Origin of the sequence: Acidaminobacter sp. JC074 (genome assembly GCF_022496765.1) — a bacterium.
GTDB lineage: Bacteria > Bacillota > Clostridia > Peptostreptococcales > Acidaminobacteraceae > JABXKX01.
On sequence record NZ_VANV01000002.1, the window covers coordinates 270,609 to 292,230 of the forward strand.

15 protein-coding genes and 3 riboswitches are annotated in these 21,622 nt (G+C 36.0%); all 15 genes read left to right on the forward strand.

All coding sequences use genetic code 11. The features are described 5' to 3' along the window. The first annotated feature begins 18 nt into the window (after window positions 1-18). The 15 genes from EZV73_RS03170 to EZV73_RS03240 all read left to right on the forward strand — a co-directional run bounded on the left by EZV73_RS03170 (window position 19) and on the right by EZV73_RS03240 (window position 21,616). On the forward strand, window positions 19-1,947 hold the full coding sequence (locus tag EZV73_RS03170; protein WP_240838226.1) for an SH3 domain-containing protein: 1,929 nt from the start codon (window positions 19-21) through the stop codon (window positions 1,945-1,947). A gap of 88 nt (window positions 1,948-2,035) precedes the next feature. Next, window positions 2,036-2,230, forward strand: a riboswitch (cobalamin riboswitch). A 94-nt stretch (window positions 2,231-2,324) separates the two neighbouring features. Then, window positions 2,325-3,365 (forward strand): ABC transporter substrate-binding protein, encoded by a 1,041-nt coding sequence (locus EZV73_RS03175; protein ID WP_240838228.1) that lies wholly within the window; start codon window positions 2,325-2,327, stop codon window positions 3,363-3,365. After that, a complete protein-coding gene (locus EZV73_RS03180; RefSeq protein ID WP_240838229.1) occupies window positions 3,358-4,389 on the forward strand; it encodes an iron ABC transporter permease in 1,032 nt (343 codons plus the stop codon). The genes EZV73_RS03175 and EZV73_RS03180 overlap by 8 nt, the downstream gene beginning before the upstream one ends. Beyond that, window positions 4,386-5,147: an ABC transporter ATP-binding protein gene (locus EZV73_RS03185; RefSeq protein ID WP_240838231.1), complete on the forward strand. Its 762-nt coding sequence runs from the start codon at window positions 4,386-4,388 to the stop codon at window positions 5,145-5,147. The genes EZV73_RS03180 and EZV73_RS03185 overlap by 4 nt, the downstream gene beginning before the upstream one ends. Continuing rightward, on the forward strand, window positions 5,144-5,458 hold the full coding sequence (locus EZV73_RS03190) for a CGGC domain-containing protein (RefSeq protein WP_240838232.1): 315 nt from the start codon (window positions 5,144-5,146) through the stop codon (window positions 5,456-5,458). The genes EZV73_RS03185 and EZV73_RS03190 overlap by 4 nt, the downstream gene beginning before the upstream one ends. Window positions 5,459-5,551: 93 nt before the next feature. Further along, window positions 5,552-5,690: riboswitch (cobalamin riboswitch) on the forward strand. Window positions 5,691-5,809: 119 nt separating this feature from the next. Beyond that, window positions 5,810-7,966, forward strand: a complete 2,157-nt coding sequence (locus EZV73_RS03195; protein ID WP_240838234.1) for a methylmalonyl-CoA mutase family protein — start codon at window positions 5,810-5,812, stop codon at window positions 7,964-7,966. Continuing rightward, window positions 7,959-10,142, forward strand: a complete 2,184-nt coding sequence (gene scpA, locus EZV73_RS03200) for a methylmalonyl-CoA mutase (protein WP_240838236.1) — start codon at window positions 7,959-7,961, stop codon at window positions 10,140-10,142. Before EZV73_RS03195 ends, scpA begins: the two co-directional genes overlap by 8 nt. Further along, a complete protein-coding gene (gene meaB / locus EZV73_RS03205) occupies window positions 10,132-11,229 on the forward strand; it encodes a methylmalonyl Co-A mutase-associated GTPase MeaB (protein ID WP_240838238.1) in 1,098 nt (365 codons plus the stop codon). Before scpA ends, meaB begins: the two co-directional genes overlap by 11 nt. A gap of 95 nt (window positions 11,230-11,324) precedes the next feature. Beyond that, a riboswitch (cobalamin riboswitch) is annotated at window positions 11,325-11,507 on the forward strand. 116 nt (window positions 11,508-11,623) lie between these two features. Next, window positions 11,624-12,406 carry a sirohydrochlorin cobaltochelatase gene (locus EZV73_RS03210; RefSeq protein ID WP_240838240.1) on the forward strand — a complete coding sequence of 261 codons (783 nt, stop codon included), beginning with the start codon at window positions 11,624-11,626 and terminating at the stop codon, window positions 12,404-12,406. Next, entirely contained in the window at window positions 12,399-13,418 is a 1,020-nt protein-coding gene (locus tag EZV73_RS03215; RefSeq protein ID WP_240838241.1) for an ATP-binding protein, read from the forward strand. Before EZV73_RS03210 ends, EZV73_RS03215 begins: the two co-directional genes overlap by 8 nt. Continuing rightward, the gene (locus EZV73_RS03220) at window positions 13,411-15,165 is read left to right on the forward strand and encodes a VWA domain-containing protein (protein ID WP_240838242.1); all 1,755 of its coding nucleotides are present in this window, start codon (window positions 13,411-13,413) and stop codon (window positions 15,163-15,165) included. Before EZV73_RS03215 ends, EZV73_RS03220 begins: the two co-directional genes overlap by 8 nt. 8 nt (window positions 15,166-15,173) lie before the next feature. Further along, a complete protein-coding gene (locus tag EZV73_RS03225; protein WP_240838243.1) occupies window positions 15,174-16,202 on the forward strand; it encodes an ABC transporter substrate-binding protein in 1,029 nt (342 codons plus the stop codon). After that, a complete protein-coding gene (locus EZV73_RS03230) occupies window positions 16,195-17,184 on the forward strand; it encodes an iron ABC transporter permease (RefSeq protein ID WP_240838244.1) in 990 nt (329 codons plus the stop codon). The genes EZV73_RS03225 and EZV73_RS03230 overlap by 8 nt, the downstream gene beginning before the upstream one ends. Continuing rightward, on the forward strand, window positions 17,184-17,978 hold the full coding sequence (locus EZV73_RS03235) for an ABC transporter ATP-binding protein (protein ID WP_240838245.1): 795 nt from the start codon (window positions 17,184-17,186) through the stop codon (window positions 17,976-17,978). The genes EZV73_RS03230 and EZV73_RS03235 overlap by 1 nt, the downstream gene beginning before the upstream one ends. Beyond that, a complete protein-coding gene (locus tag EZV73_RS03240) occupies window positions 17,975-21,616 on the forward strand; it encodes a cobaltochelatase subunit CobN (RefSeq protein ID WP_240838246.1) in 3,642 nt (1,213 codons plus the stop codon). The genes EZV73_RS03235 and EZV73_RS03240 overlap by 4 nt, the downstream gene beginning before the upstream one ends. Window positions 21,617-21,622: the final 6 nt, after the last annotated feature.

Consider the following 21,622-nt stretch of genomic DNA (forward strand, 5'->3'; position numbering starts at 1 on the left):
GAACAAAGAGGGGTTTTGATGAAAAAGATTTGGATAGTATGTTTCATATTTCTTAGCTTAGTCGCTTGCGAGAGTAATGATGCTGGTGTAAATGAAAGCGTGAATGAAGCTGTAAATGAAGAAAATGTTGTTGAAGAGCTTATTGTAGAGGAAGAAGTAGAAGAAGCATTAGAAAAAGTTAAGGTTGATATAGAGATATTGAATTTTAGAAGCCAGCCTTCAGCTGATTCTGATAAGCTAGGTGAGGTATATCAGGGTTGTGTTTATGAGGTTTTAAAGACCAAAGAAGTTGAAAAAGGTGATAAAACTGAAATCTGGTACCTTGTAAAAGTTGGTGATGAAGTCGGTTGGATTGCCGGTTGGTATACTGTTTCAACAGAGGAAACACCTAAAGATTTTTTAGTAAAAGATTTATCTTATGATTTTAAAGATTTTTATAATGTAGGTGATCCTTTAGACCTGCCTGAAGATGAAAGCATGGCAATTGTTTTAAATGATGCAGTTATTGATGAAAACTTTGTCTTTACAGAAGCAGGCATGTACGAAGCCAAATTGCAGTATTCAGATAAGTTGGGTAGAACAACTGAGTCTGAAAAAATTCATATACAAGTCGTTGATAATTTAACATTCAGAATCTATAAGGACTATACAAAAGATGTAGCTGAAGACAGAGTTGTCAAACTAGATGAACTTGAGTTTACAGGTAGTATCATTGTTTATGATGGTATTTGGTATGAATGTGAATCATTATTATACAAGGGCTATATAAAGCCTGAGCATGGCTTGTATCCGCTTACAGAAGTTACAGAAGTGGTTGTTGCTGATGCTGAAAAAGTTTTACAAGAAGACTATATACTCCAAACAGATGGTAATGAAAACTGTTTACACTTAGAAAACGGATTTGGTGGTCATACTTTTATTCATATACCGAGTGGTGAAATTGTTGATTGGCCTTATGCTTATGAGTTTAAAAATCAAAATCAACTGCTTTTATATATGTTGCCATTTCATTTCCATCAGGTTAATAAACAAGAAACAGAGTCTTTTAAGCTTTACGAACTGTCAAGTGAAGCATTTGAGCTCTTATATGAGACCGACGATTCATTTGCATATTTAGAAGTACTTGAAGATGGTACTTATAGAAGTGGCCGTATTTCTAATGATACTTGGTATTCTACAAATCATGCTATTTCTCATGAAATAGTAGATGTGGTCAATGTAGATGGGAATTGGCAATTATCTGTTATTTCTACGCCAATCATTAAAGAAGATAAGCCATTTGATCTGTATTCAGATATGAGCAAGGATAATTTCATAAGATCTTACAAACCATCACAAGTAGTAAAAATTGAATCTACTGATATCTACGATATTATTGATAACGAGCTTGTTATGTGGTTCAAGGTCTACATTCCAGATGGTGGTTATGCCTATGCATATAGACCAAGATGGGCTTATGAAAGAGAATCAATTTTAATCACCAAAGACTTTTATTTAAAACTAGAAAATGGCGATACTGTTAAGTTTGAAGGTGCATATGATGATTTTTATTTGGTAAGAGACTTAACTGATACATTCGTGCTTATGAACGCCTATGCTGTGACCTCGTCTTATGAAGGTTCGTATACGCAAGTTCTATCAAGAAAAAGTGGTGAAATCATTAAAGATTTTAGTGATACAGTGATTCATTCTTTCCCAGCTGGAGATAAACTCTTGTTTGAGAAATGGTCTTATGGTGGCTCGTATTTCAAATTAGAGTTATATGACATTGAAGGAAATGAACTTTCAGAAGTCTTTGTTTATGAGAGTGAAACAGCTTCAATTTCATCTCTTGATGTAATCGATGATAACTTGATCGAATTTATAATAGAGGCAGACGAGTCTTATCCATCTTCTTTAAAGTATTTAGATGGAGAGTGGACAGTGACAACAAGTTATAGTGAATAAGACAGAAAATAGACTTGCGTGCAAGTCTATTTATTTTTGTCTATTGAGAAAAGTTTAATAAATCATTATGAAAGTTATATTGACTCTCATTTATCTAAATGATACAATTACTCCGACACATTTGAATGATGCTAGGAATATTGGGAAGCAAGTGAGAATCTTGCACAGTACCGCTACTGTATTTGAGGAGTAATCTTTTATCATGCCACTGAGGTAACTTGGGAAGGCGAAAGATTATGATGATACATAAGTCAGGAGACCGACTAGGATTAAACTATCATGAGGCTTTTCGGGTTAAAAAGCGATATTCTCAAGGTGTTATTTTTGTGTCCAAAAATATCAGTTTATGTAAAAAATGAGAATTGGAGGATGAAAAAATGAAGAAGTTATCGGTTTGGTTGGTGATATTAACCTTATCAATGCTAATGATTGCATGTCAATCAGAAGAAACAGGCGGTGGCAACACCGGACAAGAAGTAAAAGAGGAAGTTGTAACTACAGATCAAGTAAATGAAACAGAGGAAGCTGAAGATGCCTATTATCCAGTTACTTATACAACTTACAATTACGCAAAAGAGCCTGTAGAGGTAACAATTGAAAAAGAGCCTGAAAGTGTTGTTGCAGTTTATCAAAACTCTATTGAAACGCTTTTAGCACTTGGATTAGAAGATAAGATAGTTGCAGCTGCAGGTCTAGACCATAAGGTAAAACCTGAGTTAGAAGATGCTTTCTCAAAAGTAAAGTACTTAGATGCATGGCAACCTACAAAAGAAACGGTTGTTATGGAGAATCCTGACTTTATCTTATCTTGGTATTCTTACTTCTCTGATAAAAGAATTGGAGATGTAGCTTATTACCATGATAGAAAGATTGGTACATACATGGCACTTAACTCTGGTCCGGTATCACCAAGAACATTACAAAATGAATGTGATGATATTTTAAACTTAGGCAAGATTTTTAATGTACAAGATAAGGCAGAAGCTATTGTAGATCAAATTAAGACTCGTGTTGAAGAAGTGGCTGAAAAAGCTAAAGAAGAAGAGCAAAAGTCAGCACTCATTATTGAGTTTTCAAAGGATACAATCTGGTCTTACGGTGAAACATCTCTAGGTGGTGATATGGTCATTAAGTTAGGTGCTGAACTATTAAGTCCAGAAGGCAACGACTTAGGTGCTGAAGATGTTCTTTCATATAACCCTGATGCCATATTTGTAGTATATTACAACGGTGGTGATAAAACAGACATCGAAGCTGAGACACAAGCTATGGCTAATGTATTAGATAATCCAAAGTTTGCTAATCTGGATGCTGTCAAGAACAATAAAGTGTTTGCCATCCCATTAGGTGAGATGTATGCCAGTGGTATCAGAACAATAGATGGAATCGAAAGATTTGCGAAGGGGATTTATGAATAAAATCAGTTATGGACTTTTAATAACTGTACTACTTGTGGCTGTTGTACTAACAGCCATTTTTTCCATAACAATTGGTACAGTTGATATACCGATTGAAGATGTTATTGATACAATCGCTAATAGAATGAGTCAATCGTATAGCCCAAGTGTATTGGATGATGTTATATTTCTAATTAGAATGCCTAGAATTTTTCTAGCGATTATGGTTGGAATAACACTTGCAGTTGTTGGTGTTGTCATGCAAGCCATTGTAAAAAATCCGCTCGCTGATCCCTATATCCTGGGTATTTCATCAGGTGCTTCTCTAGGAGCAACTCTTGCCATTTTACTAGGCATTGGTGCTATTTTTGGAGGTAACTTTGTTGGTGTCATGGCCTTTCTTGGTGCTTTTTCAGTATCCATCGGCGTCATGATGATTTCTAATATAAACGGTAAGTCAAATTCTATTAGATTACTTCTAGCAGGTATGGCCCTATCTGCTGTATGTTCCTCTTTATCTAGTTTAATCATTTATCTAGCACATGATAAAGATGGTATTCAATCTATTACATATTGGCTGATGGGATCTTTAGCAGGTGCAAAATGGTCTCAACTCATGTGGATGTTTCCAGTTATCATAATAGGATTTATTTTTTTTATGACTCAATACCGTACTTTGAACTTAATGTTATTAGGTGATGATGTCGCTATTACACTTGGTAAACAATTGGATCATTCCAGAACGCTTTATCTTGTAATCACATCACTTATGATGGGACTTGTTGTTTATTCCTCTGGTATGATTGGTTTCGTGGGTTTGATCATACCTCATATATGCAGGATGATTTTAGGAACAGACCATAAAAAACTCATTCCTGCTTCAGCACTTTTAGGAGCAGTATTTATCTTATGGGCAGATATTTTTTCAAGAACCATACTTCCACATTCGGAATTACCGATTGGTATTTTAATATCTGCAATTGGTGCACCATGTTTTGTGTGGCTCTTAATTAAGCGAAATTACGGTTTTGGAGGTCATTCATGATAAAAGCAAATAATTTAACTTTTTCTTATGGAGATTTTAGAGTATTAAATGATGTCTCAATTCATTGTAAAAAAGGTAAGTTTGTTGGCATTATTGGACCAAATGGCAGTGGTAAGAGCACGCTTTTAAAGTGTATTTACAGGGTACTTGAACCTGAATTAGGGACAGTCTATCTTAATGGAACAAGCTTAATGGACTTATCGGTTAAGGAAAGTGCAAAATCTATGTCTGTGGTCGCTCAGCATAACCATAGTCACTTTGATTTTGTCGTAGAAGATATGGTTCTAATGGGCAGAAGTCCTTATAAAAAGACTATGGAAGGCTATAATCAAGACGATTTTACCATATTAGACAAGTCTTTAAATGCTGTAGATATGCTTGATTATAAAAAACGTCTCTTTTCTACTTTATCCGGTGGAGAAATGCAAAGAATCATATTGGCGAGAGCCTTATGTCAAGAACCAGAATGTCTGATACTTGATGAACCAACCAATCATTTAGATGTGAAACATCAATTGATGATGTTAAAGGTTGTGAAATCTTTAGATGTTTCTGTTGTGGCTGCTATACATGATTTAAATATTGCCATGAATTATTGTGATTATGTTTATGTTATGAGCCAGGGAAAAGTTAAATATCATGGACCACCGCAAGACATTATAAATGATGCTGTAATAGCAGATATATTTGACGTTAAAGCTAAGGTAATCAAGCAAGATGGTGAAACGGCCATAGTCTTTAAGGAGGTAGTGTCATGAAAATAGGTGTACTTGTGTGTAATAAGATGACTTACGACTGTACAGGCATTGGATGCTTTAAGGCATTTGAAGATAGAAGAGATGCATTTTCGATCTATCAAGATGCTAAATTGCTTGCTTTTTTCCATTGTAATGGTTGTAACAAACCTTTGTTTGAAGGCATGGATTATAAGTTTGAACAACTCAAACGAAGTGGGGTCGATACGCTTCATATGGCTAGATGTATTGAAGTTGAGTGTCATAGATATGACGAGATAAAATTGACTTTAGAGGATAAAGGATTTCAAGTTGTGAAGGGCAGTCACTCTTAAGATTCCATAATCGTATACACTTGTATTGGTATATTTGATAAAGTCATCTTGATACTATTGTCATGATAAATATAAAACTATATACTGAAGTTAATTGAATAACCGTTTTTAGGTAACTATTTGTTAAGCGAATAGTTTTAATGGAGAATCCGATGTAAGTTCGGAACGGTCCCGCCACTGTGAATCAGCACAAGCTGTAAGTCAGACATCCGCCTTTAAATAAGTCACATGATCCCTACGATGAATAGGTGGTGAAAAAGTTTCTAATCTTGACATCTTATTCGTAGAATAAGGTGTTTTTTGTTGTGATAAGGTTTTTCAAGGACTGTAAAACTAACAAAGGAGAAAAAGATGGAGAAGAAGAACCGTAATCATAACTTAGCATCTGATGATAAGCTGTTTTCAGATTTTAAGAAACCAAGTTACAGTGAATGGCAAGAAGCTGCCGTAAAGCTTCTTAAGGGAAAAGATTTTAATAAGGCCATGTTTACTAATACGCCAGAGGCTATTACCCTAAAGCCTATTTATAATCAAGAAGATTTAGATCAAGTACCTTACGCTAATACACTACCAGGTCAGTACCCTTACTTGCGAGGGACAAAAGCAGAAGGTCATTTAGTAGAGCCATGGAAAATTTCACAGGAGATTTACGCTGCAAAACCAGCCGATTTCAATAAGGCTTTAATTGATGCCTTGTACAAGGGGCAGACATCAATGAACATGACACTTGATATGCCAACACTGCTAGGTTTGGATGCTGATTCGCCAGAGGTGTCAGGCATAGGTTATAGAGGTGTTTCAGTATCTACCCTTCAAGACCTTACCATAGCACTTCATGATTTGGTTTTTAGTGTTTTACCGATACATATCAATGTAGGGATGAATCCTGTAGGCATGACAGGTATGTTTTATGCTTATCTTGAAAACTCGAATCAAAATCCTAGAGACTTAAAAGGTGTTTTGGGCTATGACCCACTTGGTATGTTTGCAAAATATGGTTACACAACATCAAGTATTGTAAAATCTTACGATTGTATGCGAGATGTATTAAATCACATTCTAATGTTAGGTTCTGACTTAAGAACCATACTTGTTGAAAGTCATGTGTATCATAATGGTGGTGCAGATGCTGTATCCGAGCTTTCTTATGCCATGGCTACTGGCACTGAATACTTAAGGGAGATGATCAAACGTGGCGTTCATGTAGATGATATAGCGCCACATATGGCATTTTCATTATCACTAGGTTCTAATTTCTTTATGGAGCTATCTAAAGTTAGAGCAGCAAGAGTGATGTGGTCAAAAATTGTTGAATCTTTTGGTGGTAATCTGGATTCTCAAAAAATATACATTCATGGTAAGACTTCTTCATGGACTAAAACGGTATATGATCCATATGTAAATATGTTAAGAAATGCATCTGAAGCATTTTCTGGAGCCGTTGGTGGTGTAGATTCATTAGAGATATTGCCATTTGATGAACCAATTCGTGAAGCAGATGATTTTTCAAGACGAGTCTCTAGAAATGTTCAGTCAATTTTGCAAGATGAATGTAGATTCACACAACCTATAGATCCTGCAGGTGGTTCCTGGTATATTGAGTCATTGACCCATGAAATTGCAGAAAATGCATGGAAAAAGTTCCAGACAATCGAGAAAAAAGGTGGTATGAAAGAAGTACTAACTTCTCATGAAGTCCAAGCTGAGGTTAAAGATAAGTATGAAGAAAAATTTAAGAATATGGCCAAACGTAAACATGTTTGGGTTGGAACAAACATGTATGCTAATATGTCTGAAGAAAAACTTGCAGAACATGAAAAAGACGTCAATAAGATGGTTGATGAACGTATTGAAGCAGTACAATCATATCACTTAAGTAATGATATGTTTGAAGTAGAAAATGCATTAAGTGAGTTAGGGGACTATATAAATATAAATAATAAGATTTCTATGCCACTAGTTGTAAAAGCGCTTCAAAAGGGAGTAAGTTTAGGTCTTATAACTGAGCTTTTAAGCACAGAAGAAGAGGCTTCTATTGAACCTGTTTCTTTAGAAAGAGGAGCTGAAAGATTTGAGGCATTAAGAGACAAAACGAAACTTATGAAAGCAGGAGGAAAATGTCCGAAAGTATTCTTGTTTAATTATGGAAAAATTCCAAAGCATAAACCTCGAGCAGATTTTTCAAGAGGTTTCTTTGAAGTCGGTGGTTTTGAAATATTAACGAATGACGGTTTTTTAGATACAGAAAAGGCTGTTAAAGCTGGTTTAGAATCAGGTGCACAAATTGGTGTTATTTGTTCCACAGATCATGTTTATCCTGAAATTGTACCTGCTATTGCCAAGTCGATTAGAACTAAAGGTTCTAAGATGATTCTTATTGTAGCAGGCAGGCCAACTAAGGAACTGATAGAGATATACAAAGAAGCTGGTATCAATCACTTTATTTATATGGGGGCAGATTGCTATGAGCTTTTAACTGAATTACAAAAGGAGGTCGAAAATGCATAACCCAGATTTTTCGTCTATAAGTTTAGGGACAAATAAGCCTGACCTGAATAAAGAAGAATGGATTCAGTCGTTATATAGCCAAACTTCAAAGAAAATTGAAGACTTTTCTTGGATGACCAATGAGCAAATTGAGGTAGGACCTCTTTATACCAGTAAAGGATATGACGACTTTGAGCACTTAGGTTTTACCGCTGGTATAGAACCTTATTTAAGAGGCCCTTATGCAACCATGTACGTTACAAGACCATGGACAGTAAGGCAGTACGCTGGTTTTTCTACAGCAGAAGAATCTAATGCCTTCTATAAAAGAAACTTAGCAGCAGGTCAAAAGGGACTTTCAATTGCCTTTGACTTGGCAACACATAGAGGGTATGATTCCGATCATGAACGTGTTGTCGGTGATGTGGGTAAAGCTGGTGTTGCTGTAGACTCGATGCTTGATATGAATATCTTGTTTGATGGTATTCCACTAGACAAAATGTCAGTATCTATGACTATGAACGGTGCTGTTTTACCTGTGCTAGCCTTTTATATTGTGGCTGGAGAAGAACAAGGCGTACCTAAGGAGCAACTTGCTGGTACCATTCAGAATGATATTCTTAAGGAATATATGGTTAGAAATACCTATGTTTATCCACCTGAAATTTCTATGAAGATTATTGCTGATATTTTTGAATATACATCTAAATACATGCCTAAGTTTAACTCAATTTCTATTTCGGGTTATCATATGCAAGAAGCTGGTGCAACAAATGATATAGAACTTGCCTACACACTTGCAGATGGCCTAGAGTATTTACGAGCAGGGGTAAAAGCAGGTATTGATATAGATGCTTTTGCGCCTAGACTTTCTTTCTTCTGGGCACAAGGGACCAACTATTTTATGGAAGTTGCTAAAATGAGGGCTGGAAGAATGTTATGGGCAAAAATTGTAAAAGACTTTGATCCAAAGAATCCAAAGTCTACAGCACTTAGAACACATTCTCAGACTTCAGGTTGGTCTTTGACTGAGCAAGATCCTTTTAACAATGTAACTAGGACACTTATTGAAGCTATGGCTGCTTCTTTAGGACATACGCAATCACTACATACCAATGCCCTTGACGAAGCCATTGCCCTACCAACAGATTTCTCAGCTCGTATTGCTAGAAACACACAATTGTATTTGCAGGATGAGACCAGTATATGCAAAGTCATTGATCCTTGGGCGGGTTCTTATTACGTTGAACGATTAACACATGAGATTGCAAGAAAAGCTTGGGGGCATATTCAAGAAATTGAATCTCTAGGGGGGATGGCCAAGGCTATAGAAACAGGTATACCTAAGATGAGAATAGAAGAAGGTGCTGCTAGAAGACAAGCTAGAATCGATTCTGCAAACGAGGCAATAATCGGTGTTAACAAGTACCGTTTAGAACATGAAGATCCAATTGAAATATTAGAAATTGACAACTCAGCTGTTAGGGTGGCCCAGATTAAAAGACTTGAGAAACTAAAAGCCGAAAGAGACAACGATAAAGTAAAAAAAGCACTAGAAGAATTGACGGAAGCGACACGTACAGGTCAAGGAAACTTACTAGAACTAGCTGTTGCTGCAGCGAGAGTCAGAGCGACTCTCGGTGAAATATCTTATGCTGTAGAAAAAGTGAAAGGAAGACATAAGGCAGTGATCAGATCAATCTCAGGTGTATATTCTTCTGAATACGCTAAAAAAGATGATATTAAAGAAATTAAAGAATTGACAGATGAGTTTGAAGAAAATGATGGTAGACGACCTAGAATCTATATTGCCAAAATGGGACAAGATGGGCATGATCGTGGTGCAAAAGTAGTTGCAACAGGGTATGCAGATTTAGGATTTGATGTTGACGTAGGTCCTTTATTCCAAACACCAGAGGAAGTTGCAAAAGATGCAGTAGAAAATGATGTACATGCTGTGGGGATGAGTTCTTTAGCGGCAGGTCATAAAACTCTATTGCCGCAATTGGTAAAAGCACTAGAGGATCTTGGTAGAGATGATATCATGGTCTTTGCAGGTGGTGTTATACCAGCTCAAGATTATGACTTTCTTTATGAACATGGTGCATCATTGATCTTTGGTCCTGGATCTATCATAACTGATTGTGCTAGAAAAATCATCTATGTTTTAAATGAGAACCTAGGCTATGACAAGTAAAAAACCAAAGTGGGTACCAGAACATGCTGATGGTGAGTTTGCAACCAAGGTAATGGACGGGGTAGAAAAAGGACATACCTCTAAGAAACGACTTGTTAGAAAAAGAAAAGAATTATCTATTGATGATTATTATTCAGGAATTTTAGAAGGTAATAGAATGATTCTTGCCAGATCAATAACATTGATTGAAAGTAATGCTCTGAGACATTTTGACATGTCTCAGACCTTACTTCAACAGCTCTTACCCCATACTGGCAAGGCCATTAGAATTGGCATATCTGGTGTGCCTGGAGCGGGTAAAAGTACGTTGATAGAAGCATTTGGATTGTACTTATGTAACTTAGGCTTAAAGGTAGCAGTATTGGCAGTTGATCCGAGTTCTAGTATTACAGGAGGATCCATTTTAGGTGATAAAACCAGAATGGAACAACTTTCTCGTCATGACAACGCTTTTATAAGACCTTCTCCTTCTGGCGGTACATTAGGTGGTGTGACAAGAAAAAGCAAAGAGACAATATTACTTTGTGAAGCAGCAGGTTACGATGTTATTTTGGTTGAAACAGTCGGTGTAGGCCAAAATGAAGTCACTGTAAGGTCTATGGTTGATTTTTTCTTGCTGGTATTAATCACCGGTGGCGGTGATGATCTACAAGGTATGAAAAAAGGTGTTATGGAAATTTGTGATGCCATTCTTGTCAACAAAGCTGACGGCGATAATCTTGTCAGAGCTAAAGCAGCACAAGGGGAGTTTAAAACAATCCTGACTTATCTTAGACCTGCTACTGATGGCTGGCAATCGAGAGTCCTAATATGCTCAGCATTGTATAATGAAGGTGTTTCAGATATATGGGATATGATTCAGGAATTCTTAGTCATCACCAAAGAAAATGGTGTTTTCGAGTCTAGAAGACAGGCCCAAACACTTGAATGGGTTTTTAATACAGTGATTCATCAGTTGACGTCTAGATTTTATAACCATGATGGTGTTAAAAGAATGATTCCTAAGCTGAAGACATCATTGGCTAATGGACAAGTGTCACCTACAAGAGCTGCCATGGAACTTTTAGAAGTATTTGATAAGAAGTAAAATGGCATATGCTTGATTGGAAATATAAAAATATAATTATAAAAGTTATTTATACTGTTGACTCGAAAGATGTGATAGTGTACGATACCTATGAGAATTAAATAACTAGAATAGGTTAATTTACTTTTGTAAATTCTAAGAGGGAAGTTAGGTGAAAATCCTACACGGGCCCGCCGCTGTAAAAGAGGAATGCTTTTTATAACCACTGTTTTAAACGGGAAGGATAAAAGTGTGATGATGCTTGAGTCAGAAGACCTGCCTATTTTTAAGATGCTAAAACTCCACGGGTGCTTGGAGAGTATAAGAATAGGATTTTTTTCTGTTGATATAATCTAAGCTTATGCTTAGATTTTTTTTGTTCATATAATAGGTACATGATTATAAGGAGTAAGAGATGAAGAAAGGGATTATAGTTGCAAGTTTTGGGACAAGTTTTACTGAGGTTAGAAAGAGATCGATAGAACATATTGAAAATATGATCTCAGAAGCATTTGATAAGTATGAAGTAAGAAGAGCATTTACTTCTAATATGATCATTAAGAAATTAAGACAAAGAGATGGTTTGATAATTGATACCCCATCTGAGGCCATTTCTAGGATGGTTGATGAGGGAATTCATGATATTCATGTACAACCACTTCATGTAATTCCAGGCTATGAGTATGAAAAAGTTAAAAGTGCCGTAAAGAAGTACAATCATCATTCTCAAGTTCATATTACTCTTGGAAAGCCACTATTATGTGAAGAAGGTCATTATGATCAGATGGTTGATATTTTAGATAAGCGTCTTAAAAGTAAAGACAATCATGCCTATGTTTTAATGGGCCATGGTACTGAACATCATGCAAATGCATGTTACAGTATGTTACAGGCCAAACTGAATGATAATAGAAATGATATGTTTATTGCAAATGTTGAGGGATACCCTGAAATAGATCATATTTTGCTTAAGGTGAAGAGATATGAAAAAGTTTCACTTATGCCATTAATGATTGTAGCTGGTGATCACGCTATGAATGATATGGCTGGTGAAGATGATGAGTCTTATAAATCTATTCTAGAAGGTGAAGGTATTGAAGTAAAATGCTTACTTGAAGGTCTAGGTGAAAATGAAGCAATTGGTCGGCTCTTTATAAATAGAATCAATGAAATGAGAATAGGGGTTAAAGATGTGTAAATTTGTATATCCATTTACAGCTATAGTAGGGCAAGAAAAAATGAAAAAATCCATTGTATTGAATATCATTAATCCGAGTATTGGTGGTGTACTGATTCGTGGTGAAAAAGGTACAGCAAAGTCAACGGCTGTAAGATCTCTTGTTAATTTACTTCCTGAAAGAGAAGTTTATCAGTCCTGCCGATTCAACTGTTCACCAAGATCAAAGTCACTTTGTTCAGAATGTTCAAATAATAACGATAAAGAAATGACAAGAAAGAAAATGACGGTAGTTGACTTACCAATAGGGGCTACAGAAGACAGAGTTGTTGGTACATTAGATATTGAACATGCCATTAAATATGGTGAAAAGAAATTTGAGCCTGGTATTTTGGCATCTGCCAATAGGAACTTATTATATGTTGATGAAATCAACTTATTGGATGACCATATTGTAGATATTTTACTAGATGCTGCAGCCATGGGTGAAAACATCATCGAAAGAGAAGGCGTATCATATACACATCCTTCGCGATTTGTTTTGATTGGTACCATGAACCCAGAAGAAGGAGATTTACGTCCGCAACTTTTAGATCGTTTTGGTTTAACAGTGGATGTAAAAGGTGAAGTCGCTTTAGACAATCGTGTAGAAGTTATTAAAAGACGTTTGATGTTTGATGAAAACAAAGAAGGTTTTGCAAGTCGTTATGAAGAAAAGAATCAAGCACTAGCATGTCGTATAGAAGAAGCACAGAAATTACTTAGTCAAGTTGAAGTGGAAGATGATTTAATTGTTTTAACTGCCCATATAGCATTGTCGTTAGGTGTTGATGGTCATAGGGCAGATATAACAATGCTAAAAACAGCTAAAACTTTAGCAGCCTATAATGGCAGAAATCATGTCATACGAGATGATATATTTGAAGCTGCAGAACTCGTGTTACCGCATAGAATGAGACGGAACCCATTTGATGAGAGCGGTTTAAACGTTGAAGTCTTAAAAGATTTCATGAATGGTGTAGAAGATGCGTAATTTGTATCCTTTCACTGCAGTAGTCGGGCTTGAGCATGTGAAGAAAGCGCTCATCTTAAACTTAATAGAACCTGCAATTGGTGGCATTCTATTTTCTGGACAAAAGGGCACAGCAAAATCTACTTTGGTAAGATCAATTGAATCATTATCTGATAAAAGGGTAGTTAATGTGCCATTAAATGTGACTGAGGATAGATTAGTAGGTTCTGTAGACATCGAACATGTTTTAAGTACGGGTGAAATAAAAAATGAGGTAGGTCTTTTAGAATCTGCAAAAAATCAAATTCTTTATGTAGATGAAATTAACTTGTTGTCTGATAACTTGACAAATTTAATTATTGAAGCTTCAGCATATGAAAATAACTTTATTTTAATTGGTTCAATGAATCCAGAAGAAGGACAAATAAAACAACATTTTATGGATCGATTTGGCTTTTTTGTACATGTTGAAGGTACAGATATGCTTAATGAAAGAGTGGAAATCATAAAAAGATGTCTAGCATATGATGAAAATCCAGATGAATTTTTAAGACCATTCAAGAAGGATTTATTGGCTTTGAAGACTTCAATTACTAAAGCTCAGGAAAGATACAAGTCGGTCATTATATCTGAAGAGATCATCACTTGGATTGGTAAATTGTGTTTGACTTCATTAGTATCAGGTCATCGTGCAGATTTGGTCACGGTTTTGGCTTCTAAAGCTCACGCTGCATACATGGGAAAAAGGTCAGTGGATAAAAGTGATGTCGAGGCGGTCATCAACTATGTTTTGGGGCACAGATTAAGAGAAAAAAGTGACCAAGAAATACCACCTAACAAAGAGCAATCAGGCAATCAATCTGAAGACAACAAACAAACTCATACACAAGTTGATGTATCGCAAGTGGCCATGAAAGAACAAATAAATGAGGAATGCTTTGAAATTGATGAGACTTTTAATGCAAAAGAAATTCTTAAGGATATTGACACAAGGCTTAAAGTCATGGGGCCAGGCAGACGTCATAAAACACGCATAAATGCCAGTAGGGGTCGATACATTAAATCTCGTTTTCCAAAAGGTAACTTAAATGATATTGCCTTAGATGCTACATTAAGGCAAGCTGCACCTTATCAAAAGTATAGAGAAAAAGATGGTTTGTTTGTTAATATACACAAAGAAGATATACGTGTAAAAATAAGGGAAGACAGAGTTGGAAACTTAATCATGTTTCTTGTTGATGCAAGTGGTTCCATGGGTGTTAACAAGCGTATGTCTACTGCAAAGGGTGCTATTTACGCCTTGTTAAAGGATGCATATCAAAAGAGAGATACTGTAGGTTTAATGACTTTTAGAGGAGACAAGACAGAACTGGTACTGAATCCTACGAGAAGTATTGATTTGGCCTACAAGAAGCTTACAAATATAAAAACAGGTGGTAAAACGCCTTTGAGTTTAGGTGTCAAAAATGTGGTTGACTTCCTGAAAGCTCAGAGATCAAAGTATTGCAATCTTGTCCCAATAGTGATTGTAATCTCTGATGGTAGAGGGAATGTAAGTTATTCTGAAAAAAAATTCATAGAAGAAATTATGGAGGTTTCTAAAAAGGCTGAAAGTGAAGAGATAAATTTTGTAGTTGTTGATTCTGAGTCAGGTTTTATCAGTTTAGGACTGGCTAAAGAAATGGCTGAAAATTTAAATGCAGTTTATATGAAACTAGATGACTTAAGAGAAGATGATCTCTTAAAAACAATACAACAACTGAGTTAGGAGTAGAGATGAAAAAGCTGATAACAATTTGTTTAACTTTATCATGCCTCTTATGGTCTTGTGGTAGCGGACAGGCCAAAATGGGTGGAATGGTAAATGCTTCTGTTAAGGAGACGAGGGAAAAAGAAGAACATAATTTATTGGTGGAAGGTGATTCATATCCTTTTCTTTTGACGGATTATATGAATCATGAGTTTACTATCAAGGAAAAGCCCGAAAACTATGCTGTTATGTCTGGAACATTTCTAAATTTGTGGTATCGATTAGGTGGAAAAAGCGTCTGTTCGACGGATGTAGATTCTGCTATGTTGGATGAAGCTTATCGTGATGAAATTTTGTCCCTCCCTTCAGCTGGTGCTGTATACAATACCAATGTCGAAAAAGTTGCAGAAATTGATCCAGATTTTGTAATAGCTCAGATGGGTGTTCAAAGTGGACTTGCAAGTGGCTTAGAGAAAATTGAAAAGGAAACTGCTCTTTTTCATATGAGAAGCTACAGTGATGTTATAGACCATATAAGAGCTTTTGGGAAAATACTTGATAACCAAGAAGAAGCAGAAAAAATTATAAGTGAAATGGATAGTAAAAAAGAAGTTATTACGAGTAAATTACCGGATACACCAAAGAGTGTCGTCATTTTATATGTTACTTCAGCGTCTTTATCAGTAAAGCTAGACAATTCCATAGCAGGTGATGTTGCAGCTATACTTGAAATGAAGAATATTGCATCTGACCTGATGCCAGATACGATTGGAAGTGAAACCACACCTCTTGATGTTGAGTATATTGCAGAAAAGAATCCTGACATGATCTTGGTTACTTCAATGATCTCTTCCAATGAAGCTGCAAAAAAGACCATGCAAGAACAATTTGATTCTAACCCAGTATGGCAAACTATAGATGCAGTACAGGAAAATCGTGTCTTATATTTACCACAAGAGTATTTCTTATACAATGCGGGTCATAAGTATGTAGATGCAATAGAGTATATGGCAAAAGGGGTCTACCCTCAAATATATGGTGAGCTAGATGAATAGAGACAATAAGACTTTTAAGCGAATCATTATCTTTTGCTTTTTTCTAGCGGCTCTAGCAGCATTCATTATAGGTGTTTTAATTGGTAGTATGAATGTTGATCTGAACACTATTGTAGATGCGATATTTAATCAAGCTGATTCAACTGCAGCCAAAGTCATTATGAACATCCGTTTACCACGGATGTTAACAGCTGCTCTGGTTGGTATCAACTTAGCCTTAGCAGGTTGTATTCTTCAAGGTGTAATGGGAAACCCGCTTGCTGATCCAGGTATCATTGGTATTTCAAGTGGTGCTGGTTTAGTAGGGATCGTCATATTGATTTTATTTCCTCAATATCAATTTTTAGTGCCAATCGGTGCTTTTGTTGGCGCTATGGGAGCTGCAATACTTATTTATGTATTGGCTTGGAAGGGCGGTATACAACCTATTAGGGTGATACTAGCAGGCGTAGCTGTTTCAGCTTTTTTAGGCGCAGGCATTTCTGCGTTGATGGTCTTTTATTCTGATAGGGTTCATGGTGCCCTAACATTTATGAACGGTTCATTGTCTACACGGTCATGGCCAGAAGTATTTACTATTTTGCCATATACGCTTATTGGTATTGTCTGTGTCTTAATTTTTTCTGAAAGACTCAATATTCTGGTATTAGGTGATGATACTGCAAGGGGGCTAGGCCTTAATGTTGAGGTGACACGCCTAGGTTTGACAGCTTTAGCTGCGCTACTGGCAGCAAGTGCGGTTTCAGTAGTTGGTCTACTCGGTTTTGTAGGGTTAATAATACCGCATTCAGTTAGATTGATCATAGGCAATAATCATAAGTACTTGTTTCCAGGATCGGTTTTTTTAGGTGCTACTGTTGTTATGGTGTCAGATACTTTTGCCAGAATGGCTTTTTCTCCGACAGAGATTCCAGTAGGTGTTGTAATGGCGGTACTTGGTGCACCATTTTTCTTGTATTTGTTAAGAAGGGATAGTGTCTAATGTTGGTTGCAAAGAATATAGATGTAAGGATAAGAACTAATAAAATCCTTTCTGATGTTAGTTTAGAGATTAATGAAGGCAAAATTTACGCGATTATAGGTCCTAATGGTTCTGGTAAAACAACGCTGTTAAGAGCCTTAACGCGAAATGTTAAAGTATCCTCTGGTCAAGTGTTATTGCATAATCACTTGATCAATAAAATGAGTTCAAAAAAAGTTGCACAAACCATGGCAGTACTCACTCAAACGCATTCGGGGATGAATGATGTAACCGTAAAAGAGTTGGTGGGTTATGGGAGATTCTCGCATAAAGAATGGTATAAAGGTAAGAACAGTGAAGATTCAATGATCATAAGCGAATGCATTTCTAAGGCGGGTTTAGAATCTTTAACCGACAGGAAGATATCGACTTTATCTGGTGGTGAAAGACAAAGAGCCTGGATTGCTATGGCACTTGCGCAGAAACCTGATTTACTGGTATTAGATGAACCGACGACTTTCTTAGATATTGCTCATCAATTAGAAATCATGGAGTTGATTACTGACTTAAATAAAAGTGAAGGCCTTACGATTTTAATGGTCTTACATGACATCAATCATGCAGCAAGATATTCAGACCATGTTTTTGTCATTAAGGAGGGGCATCTTTATCAAGAGGGAACACCCTGGGAAATATTGAATGCATCAACATTAGAAAAAGTATTTAATGTAACGGCAGTTGTTAAATCGGATGAAGTATCAAAAAAACCAATTTTTTATCCGAAATCAGTGATAAAAAGGAGTAGTATCAATTGAAGTTTACACTTGTAACAGTATCGACTTCTAGCATCAATACTATGATTTCAGTCTATCGTAAATACAGAGAGCTTTTTCAAGATAAACTGGAACTTAAGGTGTTTTACGCTGCTAGAAGCATATCAAATAAAAAAATAAAAGAAATGGAAGAAGCCTTATTAACCAGTGACATGGTAATGGTTGATTTAATGGGCACACCTGAAATGCTTAGCCAAAAAATTGATGAGTGTTTAAAGAAGACTCATGCAGACATCATCCCATATGGGAGAAGTGCAAGACAATACACAAAGCTGGGTAGTTTTAAGCCAGATGAAATGAAGTCGAAAAAGCCTGATATGAAAGCCATGAAGGAAATGAGCAAAATGGTAGATAAAATGGAATCCTTTGTACCTAATAAGATGAAGGACATGATGAACTTATCTGCTATCACCAAATACTTTGCCTTGGCTGATGAAGCCAATATCAAGAGTATGCTGATTTTGATTCTTAGAGATTATGGCGGCTATAAATCACTTGAAAAACCAGATAAGCCAATTACCATACCTGAAATAGGTATTTGCAATCCTAAAACTAGAAGTTATAAGGAACAAGATGCTTACGCTTATCTACCTAATAGGCAAACTGTTGCAGTATTCTATTATGGTCATACTTATCCAAACGATACAGCTGAATGTGTTGATCAGTTTTGTGAAAGAATTAATCATTTTTCAAATGTATTACCAATAGCATTTTCTAGTCCTAGTACAGAGGCGTTTGATGTTCTTGAAAAAATATTGAAAGTACATGATGTTGATTTGGTGGTTAACTTTATGTCCTTTAGATTATCCGCAGGACCCATGGGTGGTAATCCTGATAAGGCAATCAATATCTTGGAAAACTTAGGTGTACCGTATTTTCATCCTTTCTTTATGTCTAGAAGAAAAGAGAGTGAATGGCTTTCATCCAAACAAGGTGTTTCTACATCAGAGTTCACAATATCAGTAATGATGTCTGAGTTTGACGGTGCCATTGAGACTATGCCACTTGGTGCTATGGACGAACCTACTTATGATGAGGAATTTAAAGTTGAAATTAAAAAACTTAAAATCATAGAAGAACGCTTAGAAAAATGTGCACAACGAATTAAGCGTCAATTACTTCTGAGACAAAAGGATAATAAAGAAAAGAAAGTTGCAATCATTTGCTATGACTATCCTCCTGGTGAAGCCAATGTTTTTGGTGGAGCATTCTTAGATACTTTTAAAAGCATAGAGAAGCTATTAAGGGACTTGAAAACTGAAGGCTATCAATTAGAACAACTCACTAGCCAAGAATTACTAGAGTCATTTACAGAAAAGGGTTTAGTAAATTCTTCTAAATATCATAATTCTGAATTGATGATTAAATATAATCGAAAGAAGTTTAAGGAAAACTTTCTCTCGAATACATATTATAAGCAAGTTAAAGACCAATGGCATGATACTAATGTCATGTGTGATGAAAAGGATATTTTTATTCCTGGTTTAGATTTAGGTAATGTTTTTGTAGGATTACAACCCTCTCGAGGCATCCACGAGGACTCGGATAAACTTTACCATGATAAGGACCTGTTGCCTCATGAGCAGTACTTCGCCTTTTATGATTGGTTAGAAAACGAGTATAAAGCTGACGCTATTATACATGTAGGCACCCATGGTACTTTGGAGTTTAATCTGGGTAAAGAATGTGGCATGTCAAAAGATTGCATTCCTGATATGTTGGTTGGGCATTTACCTCATATGTATCTTTATTATGCCTCAAATCCATCAGAAGCTATGATCGCCAAAAGGCGTTCACATGCAAATCTTTTAGGCTATCAACCTTCTGAGTTTGTTCCAGGTGATTTATATGGTGAATTCATTGCCTTAAATGAGATGATTGATGAATATAGAGAAGCTCTCTTAAAAGCGCCGACAAGAGTTGATCAAGTCATGGCAAATATACTTGCATTAGCTGAGAAACATCATTTACCTGAGACAATAGACGACATAGAGCATGAACTCTATAGGATGGACCAGTCGCTAATACCAAATGGCTTACATGTTTTTGGAAAAAACTATAATGCATCAGAAGCTTTTAATTATGTAAAGGCTGTACTTTTACAATCACATGGTGACATTAAATCATTACCACGGCTTATTTCTGAAAATAAAGGATATGATTACGATGTATTATTAGAAAAAGGTAATTTCAAAGAGTTACAGAGGTTGAATGAAGCATCAGAAAAAATCCTAAAGTCTTATCTTAATGGTAATCATTATGACGCTTACAAGAGTACACTTGAGTATGGTCAATCACTTTATAAGTCATGTCAGATCAATCATGAAACACGTAATCTTATGAGGAGTTTGAATGGACGTTACAACAAATCAAAACTAGCTGGAGATATTTATCGTTCGCCAGAAGTAATGCCAACAGGTTACAATCTTTATCAGTTTGATCCACGAAAGGTACCGAGTCATACAGCAATGAAACGAGGGCAGATAATTGCTGAAAAAACAATAGAGGCGTACAAGCGAGATCATGAAAAATCCCCTATTTCTACAGGCGTGGTATTATGGGGGCTAGAAACCTCAAGAACTCAAGGGGAATCTATAGGACAAATTTTAACTTATTGGGGTGTTCGCGTGAAGAGGTCTTCATATCAATGGTCAACAGACTACGAGATTATACCACTTGAAGAACTGGGGAGACCACGTATTGATGTAACAATCAACATATGCGGATTTTTTCGAGATATGTTTCCAAATCTAATTGAAGATTTAAACAAGTTATCATTAAAAATTTCATTATTAGATGAACCAGTAGAAATGAACTATCTCAAGAAAAACAGCGAAAAGAATATAGAACTACTTAAAGATCAGATGTTATCTGAATCGAGTATTTCAGAGTTGGCTACTGCTCGTATATTTGGGCCACCTGAAGCAGAATATGGAACAGGCATTACGAGTATTATTGAAACTAAAAACTGGGAAAATGAGAAAGTGTTTGCAGAATCATTTACGGATAGAATGCAGCATGTATACACAACTAACCACAGAGGACATAAGTTCAAACAATTGTATCAAAGCAACTTAACAGGTGTAGAAATGGTTTCTCAGCTTAGGAGTAACAATGAATACGAAGTAACTGATTTGGATCATTATTATGAATTTTTTGGTGGACTTTCAAAAGCAGTAGAACAAGCGCGTGGTGAAAAAGTAAAAATATATATTTCTGATACGACAAACGAAAGAATTGAGACCGAACAGGTTTCTAAGTCTATAGCTAGGGGAATTAGATCAAGACTCTTAAATCCTAAATGGATAGACGGTATGTTAAAGCATGACTTTCATGGTGCACAAGAAATTGCACAAAGATTCGAAAATGTAATGGGGCTAACTGCCACAACTGGCGAAGTTGAATCATGGATTTATGATAAGATGCATGAAACTTATGTGGATGATCCTGACATGGTTGAAAGAATGAAGGCCAACAACAAATATGCTTATATAGAAGTTTTGGAAAGCTTAATGGAATACGAACAGCGTGGCTATTGGGATGCCACAAGTGAGCAAATGGATCTTATTAAACAGACATATTTATCTGTTGAGGGAGATATAGAGGACAAAATATTTTAGGAGGAT